Here is a 23,609-nt window from a genome sequence, read left to right as displayed (position 1 = left end):
GTCGCCATCACGCGGGCAGGACGGACCCCGCCGAGGCAATTGCCCAAGTTTGGGGATCGCCCGGGAAGGGTGCCGGTCTCAGTCCGCGACGAGACCCAGGCGCAGGTACTCCGCCGCGTACGTGCCACTCAGCAGCAGCGACGCGTAGCGGGCCACCTCACCGGCCGCCTCGGAGGCGACGTGCTCGATCCGGACGTCCTGGCTGCGGGCCGCATCCTCGAGGCGCTGTCGCTGGTCGCGGACGACCGGGTCGTCGACGCCGTCGTCGAGCATGACCAGCACCGGGCGGCGATCGCCGGTGCCGTCGGCGATCGGGTCGGCGAACACGTTGCGCGGGCGAGCCGCCTCGACCACGGGCAGCAGGTGCTCGGCGTCGCCGGCGAGCGCCGTGCGGCCGGAGGTACGACGGATCGACTCCGCGATCCGGCGCGCGGCCCGGGCGGCGAGGACCGACCCACCCCAGACCAGCGGGGCGGCGTCGGCGAGCGAGATGGCCAGCATCTTCGCGGGGTTGATCGAGATGTCGCGGTTCGGCGAGCAGGCGATGGCGACCGCGTCGAGGGCCTCGGACACGGCCTCCGGCTCGGCGCTCGGGCCGAGGTGCACCTGGTCGAGGAAGGACAGCATGGCGACGGCGGTCGCGAGCTGGTCGCCGGTGCTGGTGGGCAGCAGCGTGGTCCACCGGCCGGTCGCGTGCTCGGCGACCATCGACCCGGGCGGCGCGGCCACGACGAGCTGGCAGCCACGGCGCGCGGCCTCGGCCACGGCCAGCGCCGTACCTGCGTCTCCTCCCTCGGGAGCGAGCACGACGACGAGGTCGAGGCTGCCGGCCCAGCCGGGCAGGGCCGGGGAGGGCCAGGCCACGAACGGCACCGGGCAGAACGGCTCGAGCACGGCCCGCAGCAGGCGGGAGTCGGGCCCGGCCGCGATCACCGCGCGCGGGCGGGTCTCGATCGAGCGGGACACCGCCTCGGCGATGGCCTCGGCGGAGTCGCCGACCTCCCGGCGTACCCGGGCGCCGGACTCGGCGAGCGTGCGCAACCGCAGGTCGGCGGCGGCGAGCGCCGCCTCGTCGTCCAGCCGGGACTCGTCGAACCAGACCATGTCAGGCCGGCTTACGGGCCTCGTCGACCAGCAGGACCGGGATGCCGTCGCGCACCGGGTATGCGTACCCGCAGCCCTGGCACACCAGCTCCACGGACTCCCCCGCGGGCGTCACCGCGAGCTCGCCCTTGCAGGAGGGGCACACGATGATCGCCAGCAGCTCGGGCGAGATCCCGCCCTGCGCGGCACTCACTTGCCACTCCGGATAATCGCGAGAACCTCGTCCCGGACTCGGGCCATGGTGGACTCGTCCTTTCCTTCGACGTTGAGCCGCAGCAGCGGCTCGGTGTTCGAGGCGCGCACGTTGAACGCCCAGTCCTCGTGGCCGACGCTCAGACCGTCGAGCTTGTCGACGCTCACCCCGTCCCGGCCACCGTACGACGCCTCCAGCGCGGCGAGGACCGCGTCCTGGTCGGCGACGGTGCTGTTGATCTCACCGCTGAGCGGGTAGCGGGCGTAGCTGGCGAGCAGCTCGGACAGCGGACGGTCGGACTCGGCCAGCGCCGCCATCGCGTGCAGCGCGGCGAGCATGCCGGAGTCGGCGCGCCAGAAGTCGCGGAAGTAGAAGTGGCCGCTGTGCTCGCCGCCGAAGATCGCGTCGGTCTCGGCCATGGTGGCCTTGATGTAGGAGTGCCCGACGCGGGTGCGGACCGGGGTGCCGCCGAGCTCGGTGACGATCTCCGGCACGGCGCGCGAGGTGATCAGGTTGTGGATCACCGTGGCGCCGGGCTCCTTGGCGAGCTCGCGGGCGGCGATGAGGGCGGTCAGCGTGGACGGCGAGACCAGCTCGCCGCGCTCGTCGACGAGGAAGCAGCGGTCGGCGTCGCCGTCGAAGGCCAGGCCGATGTCGGCCTGCTCGGCGATGACCGCCTTCTGCAGGTCGACCAGGTTGTCCGGCTCGATCGGGTTCGCCTCGTGGTTGGGGAACGTGCCGTCGAGCTCGAAGTAGAGCGGCACCATCTCGACCTGGTCGGCGAGGCGGCCGAAGACGGCGGGGGCGGTGTGACCGGCCATGCCGTTGCCTGCGTCGACGACGACCTTCAGCTTGCGGCCGGTGACCGGGGCGAGGGTGAGCAGGTGCGCGGCGTACGCCTGCAGCACGTCGTGGGAGCCGACCGCGCCGATCCGGGCACCGGCGGCCGGCGGGTTGCCCGCCGCGACCCGGTCGCGGATCTCGGCGAGGCCGCTCTCCATGCCGACGGGCTGCGCCAGCGCACGGCACATCTTGATGCCGTTGTACGCCGCGGGGTTGTGGCTCGCGGTGAACATGGCGCCCGGCAGGTTCAGGTGACCCGAGGCGAAGTAGAGCTGGTCGGTCGAGGCCAGGCCGATCATCGTGACGTCGGCACCGGCAGCGGTGGCGCCCTCGGCGAACGCGCCGGCGAGCGACGGCGAGCTCGGGCGCATGTCGTAGCCGATCACCATGGCGTCGACGCCGAGCACCTCGACGTACGCCGACCCGGTCGCCCGCGCCAGCTCCTCGTCGAGCTGCTCGCCGACGAGACCGCGCACGTCGTAGGCCTTGAAGACCTTGCCGAGGTTGTCAGGACTGGTCGTGGCCATGCCCAGACCCTAGGGCATCCGGGGGCCGGTGCACTCAGTCGGTGGTGAGCATCCTCAGGTGCCCCTTGCGGGCCACCTCGCGACCGGGCTCGCGGGGCGCCTCGACCGGCTCGCGCCGGACCGGGCGGGCGGCCTCGCGGACCGCGTCGGCGAGCGCGAGCAGGTCGTCGTTGCTGGGTCCGGGCTGCTGGGTGCCGAGCGAGAGCCGGACCACCTCCCAGCCGCGCGGGGCGGACAGCCGCTCGCTGTGGACGTCGCAGAGGTCGTAGGCGTGCGGCTCGGCGTAGGTCGCGAGCGGGCCGAGGACCGCGGTGGAGTCGGCGTACACGTAGGTCAGGGTGGCGACCGCGCGCCGGGCGCAGGCCGTGCGCGAGCAGGTTCGCAGGCTCTGCGGACCCGCGTTCGCCGTCTGACTCACGGCGCAGACGCTACCGCCCTCCCGGGCAACCCGTGGATAGGCTCGCGGCATGGAGCACGACGAGCTGGTCCCCCGCCGACGCCGCGACCGGCGCGGGCGCGGGATGCGCGGTCCGGCGGTGCAGCCGCTGTCCGCGACCGGGCACCGGCCGCCGCTGCCGCGGAGCCGGCGCGAGGTGTTCGACAAGATCATGCTCGACGTCGTCACCGACATCGACGCGCGCTGGTCCGAGCACCTCGGCCTGGTGGAGTACGCCGTCGAGGACGCGCCGCAGCTCCCCGACGACTGGGACTCGGGCCGGGTGCCGCTGTCCTCGCTCGTGCGCGGATCGGGTACGACGCCGACCCGGCTGGTGGTGTTCCGCCGCCCGCTCGAGCACCGCGCGGCCGACCGGGGCGACCTCGAGGCGATCGTGCTGGCGCTCGTGGTCGAGCAGGTCGCCGAGCTGCTCGGCATCGAGCCGCACGACGTCGACCCGCGCTACCCCTCCGACCTCGACGACGACTGACGCCGGCCCGGGCGACCGGTCAGTCCGGCGAGACGACCGGGATCCGGGCGTGGGTCTCGGCCGGGCGCAGCCGCAGCGTCGCAAGTCCCGGCTGCCCACCGCCGGTCGGCATCGACACCACACCCGCGATCCGGGTGTTGCGCGGCTCGACGGCCACGAGCACGGCCTCCGGCGGCAGCGCGAGGGACGCGGCCCGGTCGGGCGCGACCTCGACCTGGTCCTCGCGCAGGACCGCCCCGTCGGCGCCGTACGACGTCACGTGGACGACGCCGGTGCGCAGGGCGTGCCCGAGCAGGAGGGTCTTGTCCCCCGTCGGCAGCACCGCGGCCGTGGGCTCACGCACCTCGATCGCGGGCGCGAGCAGGACCAGGTCCTTGCGCGAGACCAGCCGTACCGACGCGACGACCGGGTCGTCGGACTCGACGACGACACCGACTACGCCGGCGCCGCTCTCGCCGGAGAGCAGCGGGCCGAGGTCGACCTCCTGCATGGCGTGCGGCCCGACGGCGACCTCGGGTGCGTCGGTCGGGGTGAACGTGGCGTCGGCGGTCACCAGCCGGACCTGCACCCGGACCTCGTTGTCGCCCGGGTTGGCGACGAGCAGCGAGGCGCCGCGGGCGACCTCGGGCACGCCGAGGATCAGGTTGTCCGTGTCGGGCGCCGCCTGCGTCGGCAGGAAGTCGGTGGTGACCCGGCCGCGGCCGAGCTGGTCGCGGGTGGTGCGCGCGGTGAGCGTGACCCGACCCCGGGTCACGGTGACGTGCGCGGCGGTCAGCTCGCGACGCGGCGCCGAGGCGGCGAGGTCGATCCGGTGCACGCCGTGCGCCGGCACCTGGATGCCGCGCAGCGCGGGCTCCTCGACCGGACCGTCGGCGTCGGACAGCGCCACGTCGACGACCGCCTCGCCGTCGTCGGGGTTCACCAGCTCGAGGGTGGTGGCGTAGCGGGCGGTGGCGCCGAGGCCGACCAGCCACTCGTCGTACGCCGGGGCGCGGCACTCGGGCACGGCCAGCGGGTCGTCGCGGCCGGCGACGACACCAGGGGCGGCGGTCCCGCTGCCGTCGAGGACGACCGGCCCCGAGCTGTCGGGTACGACGGCCGAGCTCCCCGCGTCCGCGGTGACCGGAGCCCCCGCATCCGCCTCGGCACCGTCCGCCGGAGCGGTGAGCACCGCGAGCTCACCGCCGGCGACGCCGGGCGTGCGGCCGACGCGGGTCGAGCTCGACGCGCGGGTGCCGCCCGGGCACACGACGGTGGCGGAGGTGAGCTCGGCGGTACCCGGCGGCTGCGGCCCGGCGACGGGCGACTGCTCGTCACCGATCGCGCCGATCGCGAGCGCCACCACGGCGGGCAGCAGGATCGCCAGCGCCACGAGGATGTCGACGCGTCGGCGCCGGACCACGGACGCACGGCGTCCGCCGGAGCGGGACGGGGTCTGCTGGGGATCACTCATCGCGGTTCCTTCGCAGCGGCGGGAGGGCGAGCACGACCAGCACCGGGACCGCGGCGGCCTGGATGAGCAGCAGGATCCAGCGCAGCCACGCGTGGTGGCTCGGTAGCGGTCCGGGTTCCGGGCTGACCTGCCAGGCGCGGGTGCCCCGCTCGGAGCTCGCCTGGACGAGGCCGGTGGTGGCGTCGAGGCTCGCGGCGACCGAGCCGTCGGCCGGCGCCGCCTGGACGATGTAGAGGATGCCGAGGTCGGCGAGGCGGGCCACGGCGTCCGGGTCGGGCGAGGTGACCAGCGAGCGGATGGTGGAGGTGGCCTTCGTGTCCTCCGGCGTGAGCGCGGCGATCTCGTCCTCTCCGACGCTCAGCCCGTCGCCGCGGTGGACGTCGTACCGCAGGCCGGTGTCCTTGCTGCCGCGCAGCACCAGGACGCCGTTCTGCTCGGCCTGCTCGGCGCGCTGGGCCATGTAGACGGGGACGTCGGAGGTCGGCGGGTCGTCGAGCTGCTCGGCGCCCCAGCCGGCGAACCACACGAGACCGACGAGCGGCGCCACCAGCCCGACGACGCCGGACAGCGCCAGCACGGCCTGCGCCGGCTTCGCCCGGTCGCCGAGGTGGTGCAGCGAGAGGCCGCCCAGCAGGATCGCGGTGATCCACGCCCCCTGCAGCACCAGCAGGACGGCGCCGAGGCCGGGCTGCTGGCCGACCGGGCCGGCGATGTCGATGGTCGTGATCGCCAGCGGTACGGCGACCACGGCCGTCACGGCAGCGACCAGCCAGCACACGACGACGGGGATCCGGGTCGTGCGCGGCACCAGTGCCAGCAGGGCCAGCACCGGCAGCGCGTAGCCGACCGGCATCGGGGCGCCGAGGCCGCCGAGGCGTCCGGCGAGCAGGTCCCAGCCGGAGGTCGCGGCTGTGGGCCAGCGACCGACGTCGAGCACGGTGCCGGCGATCCCGCCCTCGAGCAGGGCCGGAAGCCACCATGGCAGCAGCACCAGCAGCGGCACCGCGAGCGCGAGGACCGGCGGCCCCCACACCGAGCGGTCGCCGGCCTCGCTCGGCAGCAGCCGCACGGCACAGCCGAGCAGCACCCCGATCAGGACCGCGACCACCAGCCAGGCCGGCGGTGCGACGGCGGTCAGCAGGGCGAGCGCGAGGCCGGTGCGCCAGCCGGCTCGCCAACGGTGGGCCGCGTCGGGGTCGGCGAAGCCGAGCGCGGCGTGCGCCATCCAGGGCAGCACGGCTGCCGCGACGACGACCCCCCAGCGGCCGCCGCCCCAGGCGCCGGCGACCAGCGGCACCAGCGCCCAGGTCACCGAGCCCCACAGGAGCAGCCAGCGCGGTGCGCCGTACGGCGTGACGAGGCGGCCGACCACCCGCAGGAAGCGCCAGGCACCCCACAGCCCAAGGGGCGCGGCGAACGCCATCAGCAGGGACATCAGCAGCGACGGGCCGAACGGCAGGCCGAGCACCGCGAGCGGCAGGACGTACGGCGGCGCCGGCACGTCGCTGCCGAAGCCGATCGGGTGCCGCCCCTCCAGGTGCAGCGCCCACCAGTCGCCGACGCTGCCGGGGGCAGGCGACAGCGCACCGCCGGCGACCCCGCCGACGACGTCACGCACGCCGATGAGCAGCGCCAGCACGGTGACCGCGGTCGCGACGGCGACCGGGTTGGTCAGGAAGCGGACGACGATGCCGGTGTCGGCGAAATCCTCGTCCTCGTCGCGGTGCCGGGCGGGCGGCGGGCCGACCGCGGCGTCGCGCTCGGCGGCCGCGATCCGGCGCCGGTCGGCGACGTCAGCGGCCTGGTTGGTCGCGGCAGCGACGAGATCGCCGGCGAAGTCGAGACCGTGCCGGTAGGGCAGCCACCACGGAGCCAGCAGCCGTCGTACCCGGGCACGGTCGGTGCCGCCGGCGCTGGCGGTACGCCGCGCCCGGCGCGCGGCCCGGACCTGGCCGGGGTGTCGCAGCACGGAGACCAGGGCGGCGAGCTCGTCGAGCGCCTCGCCGACGGCGCGGACGCCGAGCAGACCGAGCACGCGCAGCAGCGAGCCGAGGGTCAGCCGCAGCACCTGCAGCGGGAGCGTGGCTCCCCGGCCGTTGGCGAGCAGCGTGAAGAGCGCGGCGCGGCGCTCCTGGAAGTGGGTGTGCCGGCCGGTCAGCGGCGTGCGACGGATGCCGCGGTGTGCGGCCTCGGCGTGGAACACGACGGCGTCGGGGACGACCAGCGTGGTGCGGCCGGCCGCGGCGGCGCGCCACCCGAGGTCGATGTCGTTGCCGAAGATCGGCAGCGCACGGTCGAAGCCGCCGAGCTCCTCGAGTACCTCGCGCCGCACGAGCATGCCGGCCGAGTTGACCGCGAGCACCTCGCGGACCTCGTCGTGCTGCCCCTGGTCGTACTCGCCGCGCTCCAGCCCGGTCTCGCGCCGGCCGGTGCCGCTGATGGTGACGCCGAGCTCGAGGAGCCGTCGCAGCGAGGGCCACTCGCGCAGCTTGGGGCCGAGGATGTCGGCGTCGGGTCGCGCTGCGGCGGCGGCCAGCAGGGCGGCGAGGGCGTCGGGCGCGGGGTTGGCGTCGTCGTGGAGGAGCCACACCCAGTCCGGGGTCGTGCCGGTCTCGCCCAGCACGAGCAGACCCTCGGCGACGGCGTCGGGGAACCCGGTGTCGCCGGCCAGCGACCGCTGCTCGAGGGGCAGCCGATCGGCCAGCGCGGCCCGGACCAGGTCGGCACTGCCGTCCTTGCTGCCGGTGTCGACGGCCACCACGCGCGTGGGGGGCGCAGTCTGCGCGAGCAGGCCGTCGAGGACCGCCGGCAGCCAGGTGCTGCCGTCGTGGCTGACCAGGAGGACAGCCACCTCGGTTTGTTGCGACACGAGGTCAGACCCTACGACCGACGGCCCGAAGGGGGCGAACCGTCGGCAGGGACCGGCGCCGTGCCGTTGTTGTCGCTAGACGGCTCGCTTCTTCAGCTTGCGGCGCTCGCGCTCCGACATGCCACCCCAGATACCGAAGCGCTCGTCGTTGCCCAGCGCCGCCTCGAGGCACTCGATGCGCACCTCGCAGGTCTGGCAGACCTTCTTGGCCTCGCGCGTCGATCCTCCCTTCTCCGGGAAGAACGCCTCGGGGTCGGTCTGCGCGCAGAGCGCACGCTCCTGCCACCCCAGCTCTTCGGAATCTGCTTCGACCAGGAACAGTTCCCTCACGATTACGCCCCTTACGTCTCGACCCGATGCCCCGAACGACATCTCTGGAATTACATACGTGTCATACCCAAACAGTCAAGGTCGAGTCTGCTATGGGGAGCCCCGTGCTCGCAGCCTTTTACGGGCACGGCACAGTTGTCCCCCGTGGACTCGACACCTGACGCGACCGCCAGTGGACTCATCGGCCGACCCGTGCGGAAGCTGACCGTCCTCTCGGGCGGCATGGGCGGAGCCCGTTTCCTGCAAGGCCTGCTCCACGGCATCGCCGCTGGAACCCTACCGGGTGTCGCCCCGGACGCCCACGTGACGGTGGTCGCCAACAATGCCGACGACTGGTGGATCCACGGCCTCAAGGTGTGCCCCGACCTCGACACCGTGATGTACACCCTCGGCGACGGGATCGACCTCGAGCGCGGGTGGGGCCGGCGGGCGGAGACCTGGAGCGCCAAGGAGGAGCTGGCGGCGTACGGCGTCGAGCCGACCTGGTTCGGGCTCGGCGACCGCGACATCGCCACCCACCTGGTCCGCACCCAGATGCTCGACTCCGGCTACCCGCTCTCCCAGGTGACGCAGGCACTGTGCAAGCGCTGGCTGGAGCCGACGTACGGCGACCGGCTGACCCTGCTGCCGATGACCGACGACCGCGTCGAGACGCACGTCGCGGTCGCCGACGCCGAGAGCGTCAGCGGCAAGAGGGTCGTGCACTTCCAGGAGTACTGGGTCCGGCTGCGCGCCGAGGTACCCGCCGAGCAGGTCGTGTTCGTCGGCCTCGACCAGTCCTCCCCGGCACCGGGCGTGGTCGACGCCATCACGGGCGCCGACCTGGTGGTGCTGCCGCCGTCGAACCCGGTCGTGTCGGTCGGCACCATCCTCGGTGTCCCCGGCCTGCGGGAGGCCGTTCGCGCGAGCGACGCGAAGGTCGTCGGCCTGTCCCCCATCGTCGGCGACAGCCACGTGCGCGGGATGGCCGAGCAGATGCTGACCTCGATCGGCGTCGAGGTCAGCGCGGCCGGCGTCGGCCTCAACTACGGCTCCCGCGCGGCCGGCGGGGTGCTCGACGGCTGGCTGGTCGACGAGCGCGACGCCGCCCAGGTGGCGCGGCTCGAGGCGGCGGGGATCCGTGCGGCCGCCGTACCGCTGATGATGACCGACCACGACGCCACTGCAGCGATGGCGGCGGCCGCGATCGACCTGGTGCGCTGATGGCGCTGAGCGTGACCGCGCCCGACGGCGTGCCCGAGATCCAGCCCGGCGACGACCTCGCCGCCGCCCTGCTCGCCGCGCTCGGCCCCGAGGACCTCGTCGACGGCGACGTGCTCGTGGTGACCAGCAAGGTGGTCAGCAAGGCAGAGGGCCGGATCGAGGACGGCGACCGTGAGGCGTGGATCGACGCCGAGACCGACCGCCTGGTCGCGCGCCGCGGCCCGACCCGGATCGTGCGCAACCGCCTCGGCCTGACCATGGCGGCTGCCGGCGTCGACGCCTCGAACGTCGTCGCCGGATCCGTGGTCCTGCTCCCCCTCGACCCCGACGCCTCCGCCCGCGCGCTGCGGGCTGCGGTCGCCGAGCGGCGCGGCGTCAACGTCGGCGTCGTCGTCACCGACACCGCCGGCCGGGCCTGGCGCGAAGGCCAGACCGACATCGCCATCGGTGCCGCCGGACTGGCCGTGCTCGAGTCCTTCGCCGGCCGGGTCGACGCCCACGGCAACGAGCTCGCCGTCACCGCACCCGCCGTCGCCGACGAGATCGCCTCCGCCGTCGAGCTCGCCCAGGGCAAGCTCGGCGCCCGCCCCTGCGCCGTGCTGCGTGGCCGCGCCGACCTGGTCCTCGCCCGCGGCGAGGACGGCCCCGGCGCCCGTTCCCTCATCCGCGCCGACGGCGCCGACCTGTTCGGGTACGGCGCCCGCGAGGCCGTCATCCAGGCCGTCGCCGCCCACCCGGGCGCGCGCACCCCGTTCGGCAGCCCCGTCGACGCCGCCGAGTTCGTCGCCGCGCTCGGCCGCGCGGGGATCACCGCCCGCGCGACGGCGGCGGACGTCGTACACGCGGACAGGGAGCGGCGCGCGGCCGCCGACATCGTCGCGTTCGCCCACGGCTGGCACAGCACGGAGACCGGCGATGTCGACACCGACCTGCGGTTTCGACCGGTGACTCCGTAGACTCACCGCGTTCGCCGCACGGGGCGTGCTCCCGCATGCCCTTCACGACCAAGACGAGGTACCCCGCACGTGGCCAAGTCCAGCAAGTCCGAGAAGTCGGAGCGCCGCCAAGTCATCGACGACATCCGGCGCAAGCAGAAGCGTGCCGACAAGCGCCAGGGCATGGCCATCGTCGGCGTCTGCGTCGCGGTCGCGCTCATCATCGTCGGCGCTGCGCTCTACCCGAAGATCCGCGACATGGTCAACGACCAGAAGTGGAAGGGCAAGAGCGTCGCCGAGATCGGTGCCTCCGCCAGCGTGTGCGGCGAGATCACCGAGAAGGAGGCCACGGGCAGCGGCGAGCACGTCCCCGAGGGCCAGCAGGTCGACTACAAGGACGCCCCGCCGGCCTTCGGCGCGCACTGGAACGTCGCCGGCGTCGCCCCGACCCCGATCGGCGACCGCTTCTACACCGAGGACTCCCGCCCCGAGCTCGAGGCGCTGGTGCACAACAGCGAGCACGGCTACACGATCCTCTGGTACGACACCACCGCGAACGACGACTCCTCCGAGATCTCGGCCATGCGCGCCATCGCCAAGATCATGGACGCCAACGACACCAACCAGCGACTGAAGTTCAAGGTCGCCCCGTGGACCAAGGCGGACGAGAAGGAGGTCGGCAAATTCCCGAAGGGCCAGCACATCGCCTTCACCCACTGGCGCGTCGACCCCGACACCCAGAAGCAGTACGGCGCCTGGCAGTACTGCTCCGAGGTCAGCGGTGCCTCGCTGAGCAAGTTCATGGACAAGTACCCGTTCACGGACGCGCCCGAGCCCTACGCCTACTGAGTCGCCGACCCGGCAGAAACTAGCCCGGGGTTTGCGCCGACCCGGCGCGAAGTGGCTCGAAAAAACCGCCGACCCGGCAGAAAGTGGCCTCGTGCGAGGCCACTTTCTGCCGGGTCGGCGCCATTTCGGAGCCAGTTGCTGCCGGGTCGGCGCCATTTCGGAGCCAGTTTCTGCCGGGTCGGCGCCATTGCGGAGCCAGTTTGTGCCGGGTCGCGCTAGACGAGGTCGGTGCGGCCCTGGTCCTTGAGCGCAGCAACCACGTTCTTGACCTCCTGCGCCCGGGCGCGGGTGGTGACGAGCAGGGCGTCAGGCGTGTCGACGACGACCACGTCGTCCAGCCCGATCACCGCGACCGTCCGCCCGGACTGCGGGACCACGATCCCGCTCGCGCCGATCAGCTGGGTGAGCGCAGCGTCGCCGAGGACGCTGCAGGCGTCGTCGTCGCCGAGCAGCGTGGCGAGGGAGTCGAAGTCGCCGATGTCGTCCCAGGCGAAGGTGCCGGGGATGGTGACCACCTTGCCGGCGGCGGCCGCGGGCTCGGCGACGGCGTGGTCGATGGCGATCTTCGGGAGGGTCTCCCAGAGCTCGGCCAGGTGCTCGGGTGCGGCGGCGATGGCGCGCAGGGTGGCGGCGAAGCCGGGGTCCTGCTCGGCGAGCAGGTCGAGCAGCACCGTCGGGCGTACGACGAACATGCCGGCGTTCCACCGGTACTGACCGGTCGCGAGGTACTCCTCGGCCACCGGTACCGACGGCTTCTCCACGAACTCGACGACACGGCGTGCGGTCGGGTGACCGGGCAGCGGGTCGCCCTGGCGGATGTACCCGAACGCGGACGAGGCGAAGGTCGGCTCGATGCCGATGGTGACCAGCCAGCCCTCGCGGGCGGCGGCGACGGCTTCGGCCACGGAGGCGCCGAAGCGCTCCGGATCGGGGATCACGTGGTCGGCGGCGAAGGAGCCCATCACCTCGGCGCCGCGGGCCTCGAGCAGGGCGGCCGCCAGGCCGATGGCGGCCATCGAGTCGCGGGCCGACGGCTCGGCCACGACGGCGTCCTCCGGCAGGCTCGTGAGCTGGCCGCGGACCGCCGTACGGTGCGCTGCGCCGGTGACGACGAGGACCCGGTCGCCCACGAGCGGGGTGAGCCGGTCCTGGGTCTGCTCGAGCAGGGTGCGACCAGCACCGGTGAGGTCGTGGAGGAACTTGGGAGCGTGCGAGCGCGACAGCGGCCACAGCCGCGTCCCGGCGCCGCCGGCGGGGACCACGGCCCAGAAGCCGGGGATCTCGTCGAGGACCATGGCCGCACCCTATGGCCCACCGACGCACGGCCGAACCCTAGGCTCGTGTCGTGACGACCCCGACCACCTTCCCCGCCGTCCTGGCCGCCCGCCTGCGCACCGACCCGGGCCAGCCGCTGGTGACCTTCTACGACCACGCGACGGGTGAGCGGGTCGAGCTGTCCGTCACCACGTGGGCGAACTGGGTGGCAAAGGCGAGCTCGCTGCTCGTCGACGAGCTGGGGCTGGAGCGTGGCGACCGGATCGCGATCGACCTGCCACCGCACTGGCTCGGGACCGTGCTCCTCGGCGCCGCCTGGAACTGCGGCCTGGTCGTCTCCGGTACCGACGACGCGGAGCTGGCGGCGGTCGTGTGCGGCCCCGACACCCTGGCCGACTGGGCCGCGCGAACCGGCGAGCTGGCGGTCCTGGCCTGTGCTCTGCTGCCGCTCGGCGTGCGGTTCGCGGAGCCGGTCCCGCCCGGGGTGACCGACGTCGGCATCGACATCTGGTCCCAGCCCGACGCCTTCTCGGCCTGGGACCCGCCGCAGGGCGACGACCTCGCCCTCGAGGTGGGTGGCCGGACATTGAGCCAGGCCGGACTGTGGAGCGAGGCGGCCGTCACCGGTCTGGTCGGCGACGGCCGCCTGCTCGCGGTCGCCGACCCCGTCTCGGAGCCGGCGATCCTCTGCGAACCGCTCCTTGCGGGCGGTTCACTCGTCCTGGTCGTTCGGGCCGAACCGGAGCGGCTCGAGGCGACGTACGTCGCCGAGCACGCCACGGCCCGCTTCCCCGCCTGAACGACCAGGACGGATCGGTACGCGGGACTAGCCCGCGAGGTCGTACTTCTTGCGCTTCGTCAGGAAGACCGGCGAGCCGAGCTTCTTGGCCTTGGTCTTCTCCAGCGCGTACACCGCTCCGGTGGCCTTGTTGCGGACCACGACGACCTTGCCGCCGCTGGCCATCGGACCGAGGCCGATCACCCAGTCGTAGCCGCTGACGCCCGACTTCATGGCCTTCGCAGCGGCCCAGCCGCCCGGCAGGATGCCGGTGTAGAGCGAGAGCGCGGTGCCGTTGCTGACCAGCGCGTCCGGCGAGCCGTCCTTGTTCCAGCGGCCGACCGGAACGAATCGCTTGCCCGGGACCTGGCCCGCGGCGGGCACGGCCGCCTGGAACCCGTTGACGCCGTTGCCCGGCCAGATCTGCATCTGGCCGCCGTTCGGCTGGCCCATCAGGTCCGGCAGCTTGTCGCCGGTCATGTCCCCGACGGCAGCAAGCATCTTCACGCCGGCGAAGCTGCCCGGCAGCACCTGCGCGGGCTGGAACATCCCGCCACCGGAACCACGGAAGAGCACGGGCGCCTTGTCGCTCTTGCGGATCGCGATCAGGTCGTTGAGCCCGTCGCCGTCCCAGTCGCCGACCCGGAGCACCTGCTTGGCCCACGGAGCGAAGACGTTGGTCTTGACGGTCGCCGCGATCGCCCACTGCCCGCCGACCCTGTCGAGGTCGTGGAGGACCAGGCGGCCCGTCGAGGCCTTGCGTACGACGATGTCCGGGTTGGCCGAGCCGATGTAGTTGCCGTTGAGCTGGCCGAGCAGCGCGCCCTGCTGGATCTGGGCGGCGAGCGCCCGGATGGCCGGGATCTGCGCGTACAGGTACTTGCCGGGGCAAGCGGTCTTGCCGGCGTCACGATGCCCGTTGATCGCGGCGAAGGTGCTCTTGCCGACCGTCTGGCTCATCGAGCTGGCGTCGACGCCGGACAGGGAGAGCTTCCAGGCGAACAGGGCGCCGTACGCGTTGATCATCTCGGGCGTCGGCTGCGCGGTCTCGTAGTTGCCGATCGCGGACATCGCGAAGGAGTAGTCGTTGTAGCCCAGGGTGTGGGCGCCGACGACCGGCTTGTCGACGCCACCGGCGCGCCCCTCCCAGATCCGGCCGAACCGGTCGACGAGGAAGTTGTAGCCGATGTCGCTCCAACCCCGGGTCTTGACGTGGTACTTCCAGATGCCGCGCAGGATCGCTGGCACGTCCTCGGGCCGGTAGTCGTTGGCGTTCACGGTGTGGTGGACGAAGCCGGCGCTGATCGTGCCGTACTTGGGCTTGTAGCTGGGGTCCTCCGGGGCGCCCCACTGGGCCCGCGAGTAGATCTGCGGCTGCGGCGCACCGGTCGTGGCTGCCTGCATCGCGATCGCGCCGTCGGTACCGGGCCGCGCGCTCTCGTCGCCGGAGGTGGTCGCGGCCGAGGCACCCGAGGTGATCGCGGGACCCTCCTTCGCGGTGGCGGTGGGCGTACCGGGGTCGATGACGGCGACCTGGAGGTCGGCCGGCGCGACGTCGCTGGTCTCGACCCGCACCTGGACCTGGTCGACGTCGCCGACCAGGACCGGCTCGGTGCCGGGACGGGTGTGCTGGCCCTCCTCGCTGTCGGGGTCGGGGCCGTGCTCGTCGTGGTAGTCGGCGACGGTCCAGTCGCTCCAGGTGTCGCCGGTGCGGGTGCGGACGTCGACCGTGATCCCGTCCTCGGGGACGGTGGCGCCGTGCTCCCACGTCACGCCGACGGTGCCGTAGCCCTCGACCGGCAGCGCGTCGCTGGTGACCTTGTCACCGCCGTCGGCCAGCTCCTTGACGCTCCCGTGCAGCGTGACCCGGCCGCTGACGGCGGTCGGCGACGGGGTCAGCGAGTACGACGTCACGGTCGGGTCGACCGTGGCGGTCGGCACCGTCAGCGGGGTGGTCGCAGCCTGCAGGCTGACCGTGCCGGGCACGGAGGTGGCACCCGGCTCTGCCGGGCGGACCTCCATGGTCACGGTGCGTGCGGCGGGCGTGAGGACGGCGACGACGACGGCCAGGGCCAGCGCCTGCTGGCACAGCGTCACGAACCGGCTCCGCCGGGTGTGCTCGGGGATCTCCGTGGGGTACGGCGACATGGTTCTGCTCCAGACGTGTGTGCGGGGAAGGTGTCACACGAGTAGCAACTTTCACATGCGTCACACGAGTCTGGGAAGGGAAAGTGAGTAACTACAATCGTGTAATTTCCACTCGACACGCCGATCGCCTGCAAATTTGTAGATCGACCCGGAGCAGGGGTATCTGAGCCCGGAAATGCCGAAACGCCCGCGGTCCCCTTGCGGGTGACCACGGGCGTTGTCGGGACGAGCGACTGCGTGCGCGGCAGCGCGGCGCGAGGCACGAGCGACCCGCTCGCGCCATCCCACTCAGATGTCGTTGGCGAGCGAGTCGTCGTCGAGGTCGTCGTCCTCGTCGTAGCGCAGGTAGTGGACGGCCTCGACCGGGTCGCCGTCGAAGCCGAGGCGCCCCTTCTCCAGGACCAGGACGCGGTCGCACATCTTGATGACCGACTCGGGAGAGTGGCTGACGTAGAAGAGCGTGCGGTCACCGCTGTTGCGGATCTCGCGCATCTTCTTCATGCACTTGATCCGGAACGGCTTGTCGCCCACGGCGAGGACCTCGTCGGCCAGGAAGATGTCGGAGTCGACGTGGATCGCGATCGCGAAGCCGAGTCGCGCCTTCTGGCCGGACGAGTAGTGGCCGACCGGTCCGTCGAGGGTGGCGCCGAGGTCGGCGAAGTCGACGATCGAGTCGAACTTGCGCTTGATCTCCTGCTCCGTCATGCCGAGGATCGCGGCGTTGAGGTACAGGTTCTCGCGCCCGGTGAGCTGGTTGTGGAAGCCGGCGCCGGTGGCGATCAGGCCCGCGATGCGCCCGCGGGTGAGGATGGACCCCTCGTCGGGCCGCATCACGCCGTTGATCATCTTGAGCAGCGTGCTCTTGCCCGAGCCGTTGAGGCCCATGATCCCGACCGACTCGCCCAGCTCGACGCTGAAGGACACGTCGTCGACCGCGCGGAAGGTCTCCCCCGTCTTGCGGCCCTTGGCCTTCGCGACCGTGACCTCCTTGAAGGTGCGGTGGTAGCGCAGGGTGAAGTACTTGGTGGCGTTCTCCACCACGATCGACTTGGCCATCAGAGGCGCTCCGGGATCTTGTTCTCGAGTCGGCTGAAGACGAATTGAGCGACGGCGAGCACGCCCATCGATGCGACGAGAATGATGAATCCGTGCATGATCAGGTGCTCGGGCATGGCCCTCACGGCCTCGTGCCCGGGTGGCACTGTGCCGACCCAGAAGGCCCGCTGGAAGAGCAGGACGGCGTCCGCCAGCGGGTTGTAGAGGTAGTACTGCGCGAACCGGCCGAAGCGGTCGTCGACCATGGAGTAGGAGTACATCATCGGCACGCCCCAGCGGACGAAGTTGTTGAAGACGCTGACGATGTTCCCGAAGTCGCTGAAGAAGACGTTGGCAGCGCTGAAGAACAGCGCACCAGCCAGGCCGAGCAGACCGCAGATCAGCAGGCCGAGGACCAGCGCGATCAGGTCGACCGGCTCGGGCGTCCAGCCCGACATCAACGACGCGACGGTCAGGATCACGATCTGAGGCAGCACGTGGTACAGCGACACCATCATCGTGGCGACGGGGAACATCTCCCGTGGCATGGCCATCTTCACCACCAGGGCACGGTTGCGCACGATCGACCGGGTGCCCGCGCCGAAGGTCTCGGTGAAGAAGTGCACCACTGTCAGCCCGGCGAAGAGGTGGATGGCGAAGTTCGGGATGTTCGCGTGCAGGTTGAAGATGTACCCGACGACGAAGTAGTAGATGAAGAACTGCGTCAGCGGGTTGATGTAGGACCAGAGCAGCCCCAGGAACGAACCCTGGTAGCGCGCGCTGATCTCGCGTGTCACCAGCAGCCTGAGCAGGTAGCGCCGCTTGAAGACGCCGATCAGACCGTTCTCGGCAGACGGCGGGCGCAGCGGCGGCAGGCCGGGCTCGTCATCGATGTGCCGGGCACCTCGAGCATCGGCGGTCATCGGCCCTCCCCCTCGGTCGCGTCGGTCCCCTCGATCCACGGAGCGAAGGTCTTCTCCCAGGTGTCGGGCGACGTGATGTCGCCGAGCGCCCCGCGGTACTGCGCGGCGATCTCGTCCCAGTCTCGCCGGAACCGGTTGTGGAGCTGGACGGTACGACGTACCAGCGCCTTGTAGCGCTCGCGGTCGCGCTGGTAGAGCGCCGCGGAGGTGCCGTCGTTCATGGAGACGATCGCGGAGTCGAAGCCGGCGATCCGGTACCACTTCGCGTCCATCGCCCGGATCTCGACCTCCGGGAACTCGCGGGACAGGTCGCGCGGCTTCTTCAGCTGGCGGACCGGCGCCAGACCGGCGGTGATCGCCTTGGAGAGGCGGCCGGGGACGTCACTGAGGTCCTTGCCCTTGCGCGGCGGCTTGTCGCGCCGCACGGGCGGGAAGTCGTCGGGGTCGGCGTGGAGCTGGGCGTCGGAGAACTGCTTGCGGAAGGCGTTGACCTCGCCGAGCCGGGTGCCGAGCATCCCGTGCAGGCCCTGCGGGCCGGCGAGGACGTCCTCGAGCGCCTGGATCCGCAGCTCCACCGTGGAGTACTGCATGGAGACGAGGTGGGCCAGGTCGAAGGCGAAGCTCTCCTGGAGCAGTCGGCCACCACGCGGGTAGCCGGAGTGCAGCAGCGCCGCGACGAACCGGTTGCGCTGGTGGAAGTAGGCCTGCCAGTCGAGGGCGTCGTTCTTGTCGGTCCACGGGACGTGCCAGACCGCGGCGCCCGGGAAGGTGACGGTGGGTACGCCGGCCGCCTTGGCGCGCAGGCCGTACTCGGAGTCGTCCCACTTGATGAAGAGCGGCAGCGACAGGCCGATGTCCTCGAGCACCTGGCGCGGGATCATGCACATGAACCAGCCGTTGAAGTCGACGTCCTGGCGCTTGTGCAGCCACCGCGCGGAGCGCAGGTTGCGCGCACCGAAGTCCCAGTCCTGGAAGCCGTCCTTGGGCGACATCCACCAGAACCGGTAGGGCTGGACGATCTCGCCGAAGCTGTGCAGCCGGCTCTTGGCGTAGAGGCTGAACATGTGGCCGCCGACGATGGTCGGGCGCTTGGCCAGGTCGCCGAAGGTGACCGCGCGGATGATGCCCTCGGGCTCGCAGACGACGTCGTCGTCCATCATCATCGCGTACGTCGCGGTGCCCTTGCGGACCGACTCGAGCTGGCCGCGGGCGTAGCCGCCCGAGCCGCCGAGGTTGCCCTGCTGGAGGACCTTGAGCCGGCCGTCGAGGCCGGCCTCGGCGCCGGGGAAGAACTCGCTGTCGCGGACCAGCTGGGTGCCCTGCTCCATCACGAAGACGGTGTCGAGGTAGGGCAGCAGCTCGGGGGTGCCGAGCTGGGCGAGCAGCTTGGCGCAGAAGTCCGGCCGGTTCATGGTGGTGATCGCCAGGTCGACGGTGCCGTGCTCGGCGCGGTCGGCCGGTACGGCGGCGGTCCACTCAGCCGACTCGACGGTGACGTCGCCGTGGCCCGCCACGACGTCGTACCAGTACCAGCCGCCGTCGATGAACGGGCCGAGCGGCAGCGGGAAGGTCAGCGTGGTCGGGCCCTCGGCCTCGGTGACCCCGCTGTCGACCTTCTGCTGGCGGCCGTTGGCCATCGACTTGTTGACGATGACGGTCGCGCCGGCGCCGCGGACCGTGACGGTCAGGGTGACGGCGTCGACGACGCTCCACCGGCGCCAGTAGCTGGCCGGGAAGGCGTTGAAGTAGGTGCCGAAGGAGACCTTCTCCCCCGACGGCACCAGCACGGCCGTGCGGGAGAGCACCTGGTCGGGCCGGACCGTGCGTCCGGTCGCGGTCTTCTGCCGGATCGAGGCGTTGTTGAGCTCCTTGGCCGCGCGCGAGCCGCCGACGACGTACTTGTCCTCGTCGAGGTTCGTCTCCTCGCAGTCGAGGTAGAGCGGCAGGACGTCCGGGTCGGTGTCCAGCGGCAGGATCTGGCGCTGCAGCAGGCGCTGCACGGTCTCGGTGCTGCTCACGCGTCCACCCCACCGCTCTTGAGCTCGGCACCGTCGGCGAAGTGCGGCTTGAGCTTGTTGTCGTACATGGACAGCGCCGAGGCGATGGCCATGTGCATGTCGAGGTACTTGTAGGTGCCGAGGCGGCCACCGAAGAGCACCATGGGCTCCTTCTCGGCGAGATCGCGGTACTTGAGCAGCTTCGCACGGTCGTCGGCCGTGTTGATCGGGTAGTAGGGCTCGTCACCCTCCTCGGCGAACCGGCTGAACTCGCGTACGACGACCGTACGGCCGGGCTTGTACGAGGCCGCCCGCTCGGGGTGCAGGTGCTTGAACTCGAGCTCGCGGGTGAACGGGACGTCCGCGTCGTTGGCGTTGACCACGCCGGTGCCCTGGTAGTCGTCGACGTCCAGCGTCTCCTGGACCAGGTCGACGGTGCGCCACGACAGGCGACCCTCCTGGTTGTCGAAGTACTCGTCGACCGGGCCGGTGTAGACGATCGGGACCTTGCCCTTGTAGTCGTCGGCGACGTCGAAGAAGTCGGTGTCGACCCGCACCTCGATGTTCGGGTGCTCGGCCATCCGGGTCAGCCAGGCCGTGTAGCCGTCGACCGGGAGGCCCTCGTAGGTGTCGTTGAAGTACCGGTTGTCGAAGTTGTAGCGCACCGGGAGGCGGGTGATGATGTCCGCGCTCAGCTCGGTGGGGTCGGTCTGCCACTGCTTGGCGGTGTAGCCCTTGATGAACGCCTCGTACAGCGGGCGACCGATCAGGCTGACCGCCTTCTCCTCGAGGTTCTTCGCGTCCCGGGTGTCGATCTCGCTGGCCTGCTCGGCGATGAGCGCCCGGGCCTCGTCGGGGGTGTGGCTCTTGCCGAAGAAGCTGTTGATCAGCGCGAGGTTCATCGGCAGGGAGTAGACCTGCCCCTGGTAGCGGCCGAACACACGGTGCTGGTAGCTGGTGAACTCGGTGAACCGGTTGACGTACTCCCACACGCGCTCGTTGCTGGTGTGGAACAGGTGGGTGCCGTACTTGTGCACCTCGATGCCCGTCTCCGGGTCGAACTCGCTGTAGGCGTTGCCGCCGAGGTGGTAGCGGCGCTCGAGGACCAGGACCTTGAGGCCGAGCTCGGCGGCGCAGCGCTCCGCGATGGTCAGGCCGAAGAATCCGGAGCCGACGACGACCAGATCAGGGAGGTCGGGGTTCGACGAGGTGAGAGACACGATCGGTGAGTTTACGGACCCGTCGACCAGTTCCCCATTCGGACGCGCGGCCATGCCCTGTTCACCCACTGGGGGAGGTGACGAATATCCTGTTCTGGTGTATACCCACCAGTCGACCGGACGCGGCGCGCCGTCCTTTGCTCTTGCCTGGCTCGCCGGCCTCGGTCTGGCCGTTGCCACGGTGGCGTTCTCCAAGTTCGAGAACATCCCGATCCAGGACCCCGACAGCCTGGTGCCGGGCTACATCCGGTTCCCCGCGATCGTCCTCGGTGCGATCGCCCTCGACGTGGTGCCCCACACCTTCATGGGCGCCGGCCGGCCGGGCGGCGGCTGGCTGCGCCGGATCCGCGCCGCCTTCCGCACGGTGATGCGGGAGCGCTGGCCGCTGTCGCACTGGAAGTTCGCGCTCAACGGCGTGATCGCCTGGTACCTCTGCTACGCCGCGTTCCGCAACGTGAAGAGCATGGCGCCGTTCGTTCACGAGAAGATCTACGACGACCCGCTGGCCGGGATCGACAAGTTCCTCTTCGCCGGCCACGACCCGGCCGCCGTGCTGCACGCCTGGTTCGGCACCGGCATCGCGGCCCACTTCTTCTCGTCGGTCTACATCGTGTGGATCGCGCTGGTCCCGGTGTCGATCGCGATCGCTCTGGTCTGGACCCGGCAGACGCGCGCCGGTGAGTGGTACGTCACGGCCGTCGCCGTCGACTGGGCGCTCGGCGCGCTGCTCTACGTGCTGGTCCCGACGGTCGGCCCGATCTACTCCGACAGCAGCACCTTCGCGGACCTGCCCGACACCTACGTCAGCAAGCTCGCCGACTCGATGTGGACCGACCGGGTCAACACGCTCGCCACCCACGGCGAGTCCGGCCTGCAGACGATCGCGGCGTTCGCCTCGTTGCACGTCGGCATCATGATGACGATCTGCCTCATCGTGCAGGCGGTCAAGCTGGCCCGCTGGGTGCGGATCGGCGCGTGGACCTTCTTCGGCCTGACCGTGCTCGCCACCGTCTACCTGGGCTGGCACTTCTTCGTCGACGTGCTCGCCGGCGCTGCCGTCGGCGCGTTCGCGGTGTGGATCGCCGGCATCGCGACCGGCAACCGGGTCGGCCTGCGCGTGCGCCTGGTGCCCGAGGTCAGCGCGTCGGGAGGGCCCGCATCCGCCAGCCATCCCGAAGCGCTCGCGTCACGTTCGCTGCCTCTGCCCGACCGCCCCGCAGCGGACTGAGCAGGACCACCACCAGCGCGATCAGCGCCGGCTTGAGCCGAACGAGCAGGTTCTCGCCGTACCGGAAGTGCACGACGAACAGGTTGCGGTACATGTAGTACCCCTTCCAGCCGGCGAGGTCGTGCTGCTGGTCGAAGTCGAGCTGGCGGACGAGCACGGCGTCGCGCACCGCCCGGATCGCGAAGCCGGCGCGGCGGGCGCGGATCGCGAAGTCGACGTCGTCGTAGAAGATGAAGAAGGACGCGTCGGGCAGGCCGATCCGGTCGATCACCTCGCGCCGGACGAGGAAGCCCTCGAAGGCGACGTTCTCGACCTCGACGGTCGCCGGCATCGCCGCACGGCTGGGGTACGTCGAGTCGATGCTCGCCGTCTTCGGCCGGATCGCCAGCGGGTTGCGCAGGTCGAAGCGCAGCGCGGCCTTCTCGACGAGTGCCCCCGCGCGGTCCTCGCGGACCGCGATCAGGCAGGAGCCGTCGGCCTCGAGGAGCCGGGTCAGGCAGTCGGGAGCCGGGACGACGTCGTCGTCCATCAGCCACATCGCGTCGAAGCCCCGGTCGTAGGCAGTCTGCAGGCCCAGCCGGAAGCCGCCCGCTCCCCCGAGGTTGTCGGTGGTGTGGATCGGCACCAAGCCGGCGAGGGTGCTGCGCTCGAGCACCTCGCGCGTGTGGTCGGTGCTGGCGTTGTTGACCACGAACACCGCGTCCGGGGCGCGGTCGAGCGCGGCGAGGCCGGCCAGCATCTGCTCGAGCAGGTCCGCGCGGTTGAAGGTGACGACGACGACGGCGACCTTCTCGGCGCTCACTTCAGGTACCTCCGGTGGCCGGTGAAGTCACCGCGCAGCCCGGCGGCCGCGGCGCGGGCGCTCAACGGGATCCGCGCCGGCTGCGGCTTCGTGAACAGGTAGAACCACACGGTCTTCAGCCAGAACAGCAGCACGTGCACCCAGCCGCGGTAGGTGCGCAGGTTGAGCGTGTTGTTGCGGGCCATGCAGTAGTGCTTGAGGTCGCTCGCGGTGTGGTTGTACGTCGTGCGCCCGAACATCATCGGCGTGCCGAGGTCATCGGTCGCCGGGTGCAGGAAGTGGGCGTCGACGACGGTCGCGATCCGGGCACCGGCCCGCTGCGCGCGCCACAGGTACTCGACGTCGTCGCCCCAGATGAAGAACTCCTCGCGAGGCAGGCCGATCCGCTCGACCAGCTCACGGGTGACGAGGACGCCGTTGAACGGGATCACGACGTCGTCGATCAGGCCGTCGCGCGCGGCCGCCTCGACGGCGGACATGTCGTGCACGACCCGGGTGCCGCCGGGCAACCGGATCGGGAAGCAGAGTCGCGAGGTGTCCTGCTCGGCGAGCACGGCCGGGCCGCAGAAATCGAGGCCGTCGCGCTGCTGTCGCTCCAACAGGAGGTCGAGGCAGTCGAGGGCCGGCAGACCGTCGTCGTCCATCAGCCAGACCAGGTCGGCACCCTCGCGTACGGCTCGGCCCAACCCGTGGTGGAAGCCCCCGGCCCCACCGGTGTTGGAGGCGAGCGTCTCGTGGCTGACCCGCTCGTCCCCGAGGGTCGACAGCCACTCCCCCGTGCCGTCGGTCGAGGCGTTGTCGACGACGAGGATCCGCTCCAGGCCGGCGATCTCCTGGAGCCGCGGGACGAGTCGCTGCAGCATCGCCAACCTGTTGAAGGTCACCACGACGGCCTGGACTCGCACGGCGGTCACCCTACTGGGGAAGACACCGAAAACCCGTGTCGCGGAGAGTCGGCGCGACCTACCCTC

Annotated in this window: 21 protein-coding genes; 6 read left to right on the top strand and 15 right to left on the bottom strand. The window is 71.6% G+C overall.

What is annotated here, in order from left to right:
• Positions 1-78: 78 nt before the first annotated feature.
• The 4 genes from ACZYRU_RS16250 to ACZYRU_RS16235 are packed head-to-tail and all read right to left on the bottom strand — an operon-like array spanning position 79 to position 3,085.
• Positions 79-1,104: an SIS domain-containing protein gene (locus ACZYRU_RS16250; RefSeq protein WP_488958139.1), complete on the bottom strand. Its 1,026-nt coding sequence runs from the start codon at positions 1,102-1,104 to the stop codon at positions 79-81.
• Between the two features lies 1 nt (position 1,105).
• Positions 1,106-1,297: a Trm112 family protein gene (locus tag ACZYRU_RS16245; RefSeq protein ID WP_488958138.1), complete on the bottom strand. Its 192-nt coding sequence runs from the start codon at positions 1,295-1,297 to the stop codon at positions 1,106-1,108.
• Complete coding sequence (locus ACZYRU_RS16240) at positions 1,294-2,667, bottom strand: phosphomannomutase/phosphoglucomutase (protein WP_488958137.1); 1,374 nt, start codon at positions 2,665-2,667, stop codon at positions 1,294-1,296. The genes ACZYRU_RS16245 and ACZYRU_RS16240 overlap by 4 nt, the downstream gene beginning before the upstream one ends.
• 34 nt (positions 2,668-2,701) lie before the next feature.
• Positions 2,702-3,085: a DUF3499 domain-containing protein gene (locus ACZYRU_RS16235; protein ID WP_488958136.1), complete on the bottom strand. Its 384-nt coding sequence runs from the start codon at positions 3,083-3,085 to the stop codon at positions 2,702-2,704.
• 49 nt (positions 3,086-3,134) lie between these two features.
• On the opposite strand from ACZYRU_RS16235, the gene ACZYRU_RS16230 reads away from it, so the two are divergent.
• Positions 3,135-3,593 carry a metallopeptidase family protein gene (locus ACZYRU_RS16230; protein ID WP_488958135.1) on the top strand — a complete coding sequence of 153 codons (459 nt, stop codon included), beginning with the start codon at positions 3,135-3,137 and terminating at the stop codon, positions 3,591-3,593.
• 19 nt (positions 3,594-3,612) lie between these two features.
• Here ACZYRU_RS16230 and ACZYRU_RS16225 read toward each other — a convergent pair whose 3' ends face one another.
• The 3 genes from ACZYRU_RS16225 to ACZYRU_RS16215 form a co-directional block, all read right to left on the bottom strand.
• Positions 3,613-5,046 (bottom strand): DUF5719 family protein, encoded by a 1,434-nt coding sequence (locus ACZYRU_RS16225; RefSeq protein ID WP_488958134.1) that lies wholly within the window; start codon positions 5,044-5,046, stop codon positions 3,613-3,615.
• Positions 5,039-7,897 carry a glycosyltransferase family 2 protein gene (locus tag ACZYRU_RS16220; protein WP_488958133.1) on the bottom strand — a complete coding sequence of 953 codons (2,859 nt, stop codon included), beginning with the start codon at positions 7,895-7,897 and terminating at the stop codon, positions 5,039-5,041. Before ACZYRU_RS16220 ends, ACZYRU_RS16225 begins: the two co-directional genes overlap by 8 nt.
• 93 nt (positions 7,898-7,990) lie before the next feature.
• Positions 7,991-8,245 (bottom strand): WhiB family transcriptional regulator, encoded by a 255-nt coding sequence (locus ACZYRU_RS16215; RefSeq protein WP_273520110.1) that lies wholly within the window; start codon positions 8,243-8,245, stop codon positions 7,991-7,993.
• 144 nt (positions 8,246-8,389) lie between these two features.
• Here ACZYRU_RS16215 and cofD point away from each other — a divergent pair, with 144 nt between their 5' ends.
• From cofD to ACZYRU_RS16200, 3 genes are all read left to right on the top strand, one after another.
• Complete coding sequence (gene cofD / locus ACZYRU_RS16210; RefSeq protein WP_488958132.1) at positions 8,390-9,448, top strand: 2-phospho-L-lactate transferase; 1,059 nt, start codon at positions 8,390-8,392, stop codon at positions 9,446-9,448.
• Positions 9,448-10,404: a coenzyme F420-0:L-glutamate ligase gene (locus ACZYRU_RS16205; protein WP_488958131.1), complete on the top strand. Its 957-nt coding sequence runs from the start codon at positions 9,448-9,450 to the stop codon at positions 10,402-10,404. Before cofD ends, ACZYRU_RS16205 begins: the two co-directional genes overlap by 1 nt.
• Before the next feature lie 69 nt (positions 10,405-10,473).
• The gene (locus ACZYRU_RS16200) at positions 10,474-11,232 is read left to right on the top strand and encodes a DUF3105 domain-containing protein (RefSeq protein WP_488958130.1); all 759 of its coding nucleotides are present in this window, start codon (positions 10,474-10,476) and stop codon (positions 11,230-11,232) included.
• A gap of 215 nt (positions 11,233-11,447) precedes the next feature.
• On the opposite strand, the gene ACZYRU_RS16195 is transcribed toward ACZYRU_RS16200, so the two are convergent.
• Positions 11,448-12,527 (bottom strand): mannose-1-phosphate guanylyltransferase, encoded by a 1,080-nt coding sequence (locus ACZYRU_RS16195; RefSeq protein WP_488958129.1) that lies wholly within the window; start codon positions 12,525-12,527, stop codon positions 11,448-11,450.
• A 50-nt stretch (positions 12,528-12,577) separates the two neighbouring features.
• Between ACZYRU_RS16195 and ACZYRU_RS16190 the strand changes: the two genes are divergently transcribed.
• Entirely contained in the window at positions 12,578-13,306 is a 729-nt protein-coding gene (locus tag ACZYRU_RS16190) for a TIGR03089 family protein (protein ID WP_488958128.1), read from the top strand.
• Positions 13,307-13,333: 27 nt separating this feature from the next.
• Here the strand turns inward: ACZYRU_RS16190 and ACZYRU_RS16185 are convergent, their stop codons facing one another.
• The 5 genes from ACZYRU_RS16185 to glf form a co-directional block, all read right to left on the bottom strand.
• On the bottom strand, positions 13,334-15,433 hold the full coding sequence (locus ACZYRU_RS16185; RefSeq protein ID WP_488958127.1) for an N-acetylmuramoyl-L-alanine amidase: 2,100 nt from the start codon (positions 15,431-15,433) through the stop codon (positions 13,334-13,336).
• A gap of 288 nt (positions 15,434-15,721) precedes the next feature.
• A complete protein-coding gene (locus ACZYRU_RS16180) occupies positions 15,722-16,489 on the bottom strand; it encodes an ABC transporter ATP-binding protein (RefSeq protein WP_488958126.1) in 768 nt (255 codons plus the stop codon).
• On the bottom strand, positions 16,489-17,391 hold the full coding sequence (locus ACZYRU_RS16175) for an ABC transporter permease (RefSeq protein WP_488958125.1): 903 nt from the start codon (positions 17,389-17,391) through the stop codon (positions 16,489-16,491). The genes ACZYRU_RS16180 and ACZYRU_RS16175 overlap by 1 nt, the downstream gene beginning before the upstream one ends.
• Positions 17,388-19,409, bottom strand: coding sequence for a glycosyltransferase (locus ACZYRU_RS16170; protein ID WP_488958124.1), 2,022 nt, complete (start codon positions 19,407-19,409; stop codon positions 17,388-17,390). Before ACZYRU_RS16170 ends, ACZYRU_RS16175 begins: the two co-directional genes overlap by 4 nt.
• Positions 19,406-20,608 carry a UDP-galactopyranose mutase gene (gene glf / locus ACZYRU_RS16165; protein WP_488958123.1) on the bottom strand — a complete coding sequence of 401 codons (1,203 nt, stop codon included), beginning with the start codon at positions 20,606-20,608 and terminating at the stop codon, positions 19,406-19,408. Before glf ends, ACZYRU_RS16170 begins: the two co-directional genes overlap by 4 nt.
• 97 nt (positions 20,609-20,705) lie before the next feature.
• Between glf and ACZYRU_RS16160 the strand changes: the two genes are divergently transcribed.
• Entirely contained in the window at positions 20,706-21,836 is a 1,131-nt protein-coding gene (locus tag ACZYRU_RS16160) for a phosphatase PAP2 family protein (protein WP_488958122.1), read from the top strand.
• Here the strand turns inward: ACZYRU_RS16160 and ACZYRU_RS16155 are convergent.
• Both ACZYRU_RS16155 and ACZYRU_RS16150 read right to left on the bottom strand, forming a co-directional pair.
• A complete protein-coding gene (locus ACZYRU_RS16155) occupies positions 21,745-22,638 on the bottom strand; it encodes a glycosyltransferase family 2 protein (RefSeq protein WP_488958121.1) in 894 nt (297 codons plus the stop codon). The genes ACZYRU_RS16160 and ACZYRU_RS16155 overlap by 92 nt on opposite strands.
• Positions 22,635-23,543: a glycosyltransferase family 2 protein gene (locus ACZYRU_RS16150; protein ID WP_488958120.1), complete on the bottom strand. Its 909-nt coding sequence runs from the start codon at positions 23,541-23,543 to the stop codon at positions 22,635-22,637. The genes ACZYRU_RS16155 and ACZYRU_RS16150 overlap by 4 nt, the downstream gene beginning before the upstream one ends.
• Positions 23,544-23,609: the final 66 nt, after the last annotated feature.

This window comes from Nocardioides sp. F233, from assembly GCF_057813895.1.
This window is presented reverse-complemented; position numbering and strand designations above follow the sequence as displayed.

Excerpts from the sequence above, each read along its gene's own strand:
- ACZYRU_RS16175 (WP_488958125.1), bottom strand. The coding sequence starts at position 17,391 with ATGACCGCCGATGCTCGAGGTGCCCGGCACATCGATGACGAGCCCGGC.
- ACZYRU_RS16230 (WP_488958135.1), top strand. The coding sequence starts at position 3,135 with ATGGAGCACGACGAGCTGGTCCCCCGCCGACGCCGCGACCGGCGCGGG.
- ACZYRU_RS16225 (WP_488958134.1), bottom strand. The coding sequence starts at position 5,046 with ATGAGTGATCCCCAGCAGACCCCGTCCCGCTCCGGCGGACGCCGTGCG.
- ACZYRU_RS16240 (WP_488958137.1), bottom strand. The coding sequence starts at position 2,667 with ATGGCCACGACCAGTCCTGACAACCTCGGCAAGGTCTTCAAGGCCTAC.
- ACZYRU_RS16185 (WP_488958127.1), bottom strand. The coding sequence starts at position 15,433 with ATGTCGCCGTACCCCACGGAGATCCCCGAGCACACCCGGCGGAGCCGG.
- ACZYRU_RS16250 (WP_488958139.1), bottom strand. The coding sequence starts at position 1,104 with ATGGTCTGGTTCGACGAGTCCCGGCTGGACGACGAGGCGGCGCTCGCC.
- ACZYRU_RS16205 (WP_488958131.1), top strand. The coding sequence starts at position 9,448 with ATGGCGCTGAGCGTGACCGCGCCCGACGGCGTGCCCGAGATCCAGCCC.
- ACZYRU_RS16180 (WP_488958126.1), bottom strand. The coding sequence starts at position 16,489 with ATGGCCAAGTCGATCGTGGTGGAGAACGCCACCAAGTACTTCACCCTG.
- ACZYRU_RS16195 (WP_488958129.1), bottom strand. The coding sequence starts at position 12,527 with ATGGTCCTCGACGAGATCCCCGGCTTCTGGGCCGTGGTCCCCGCCGGC.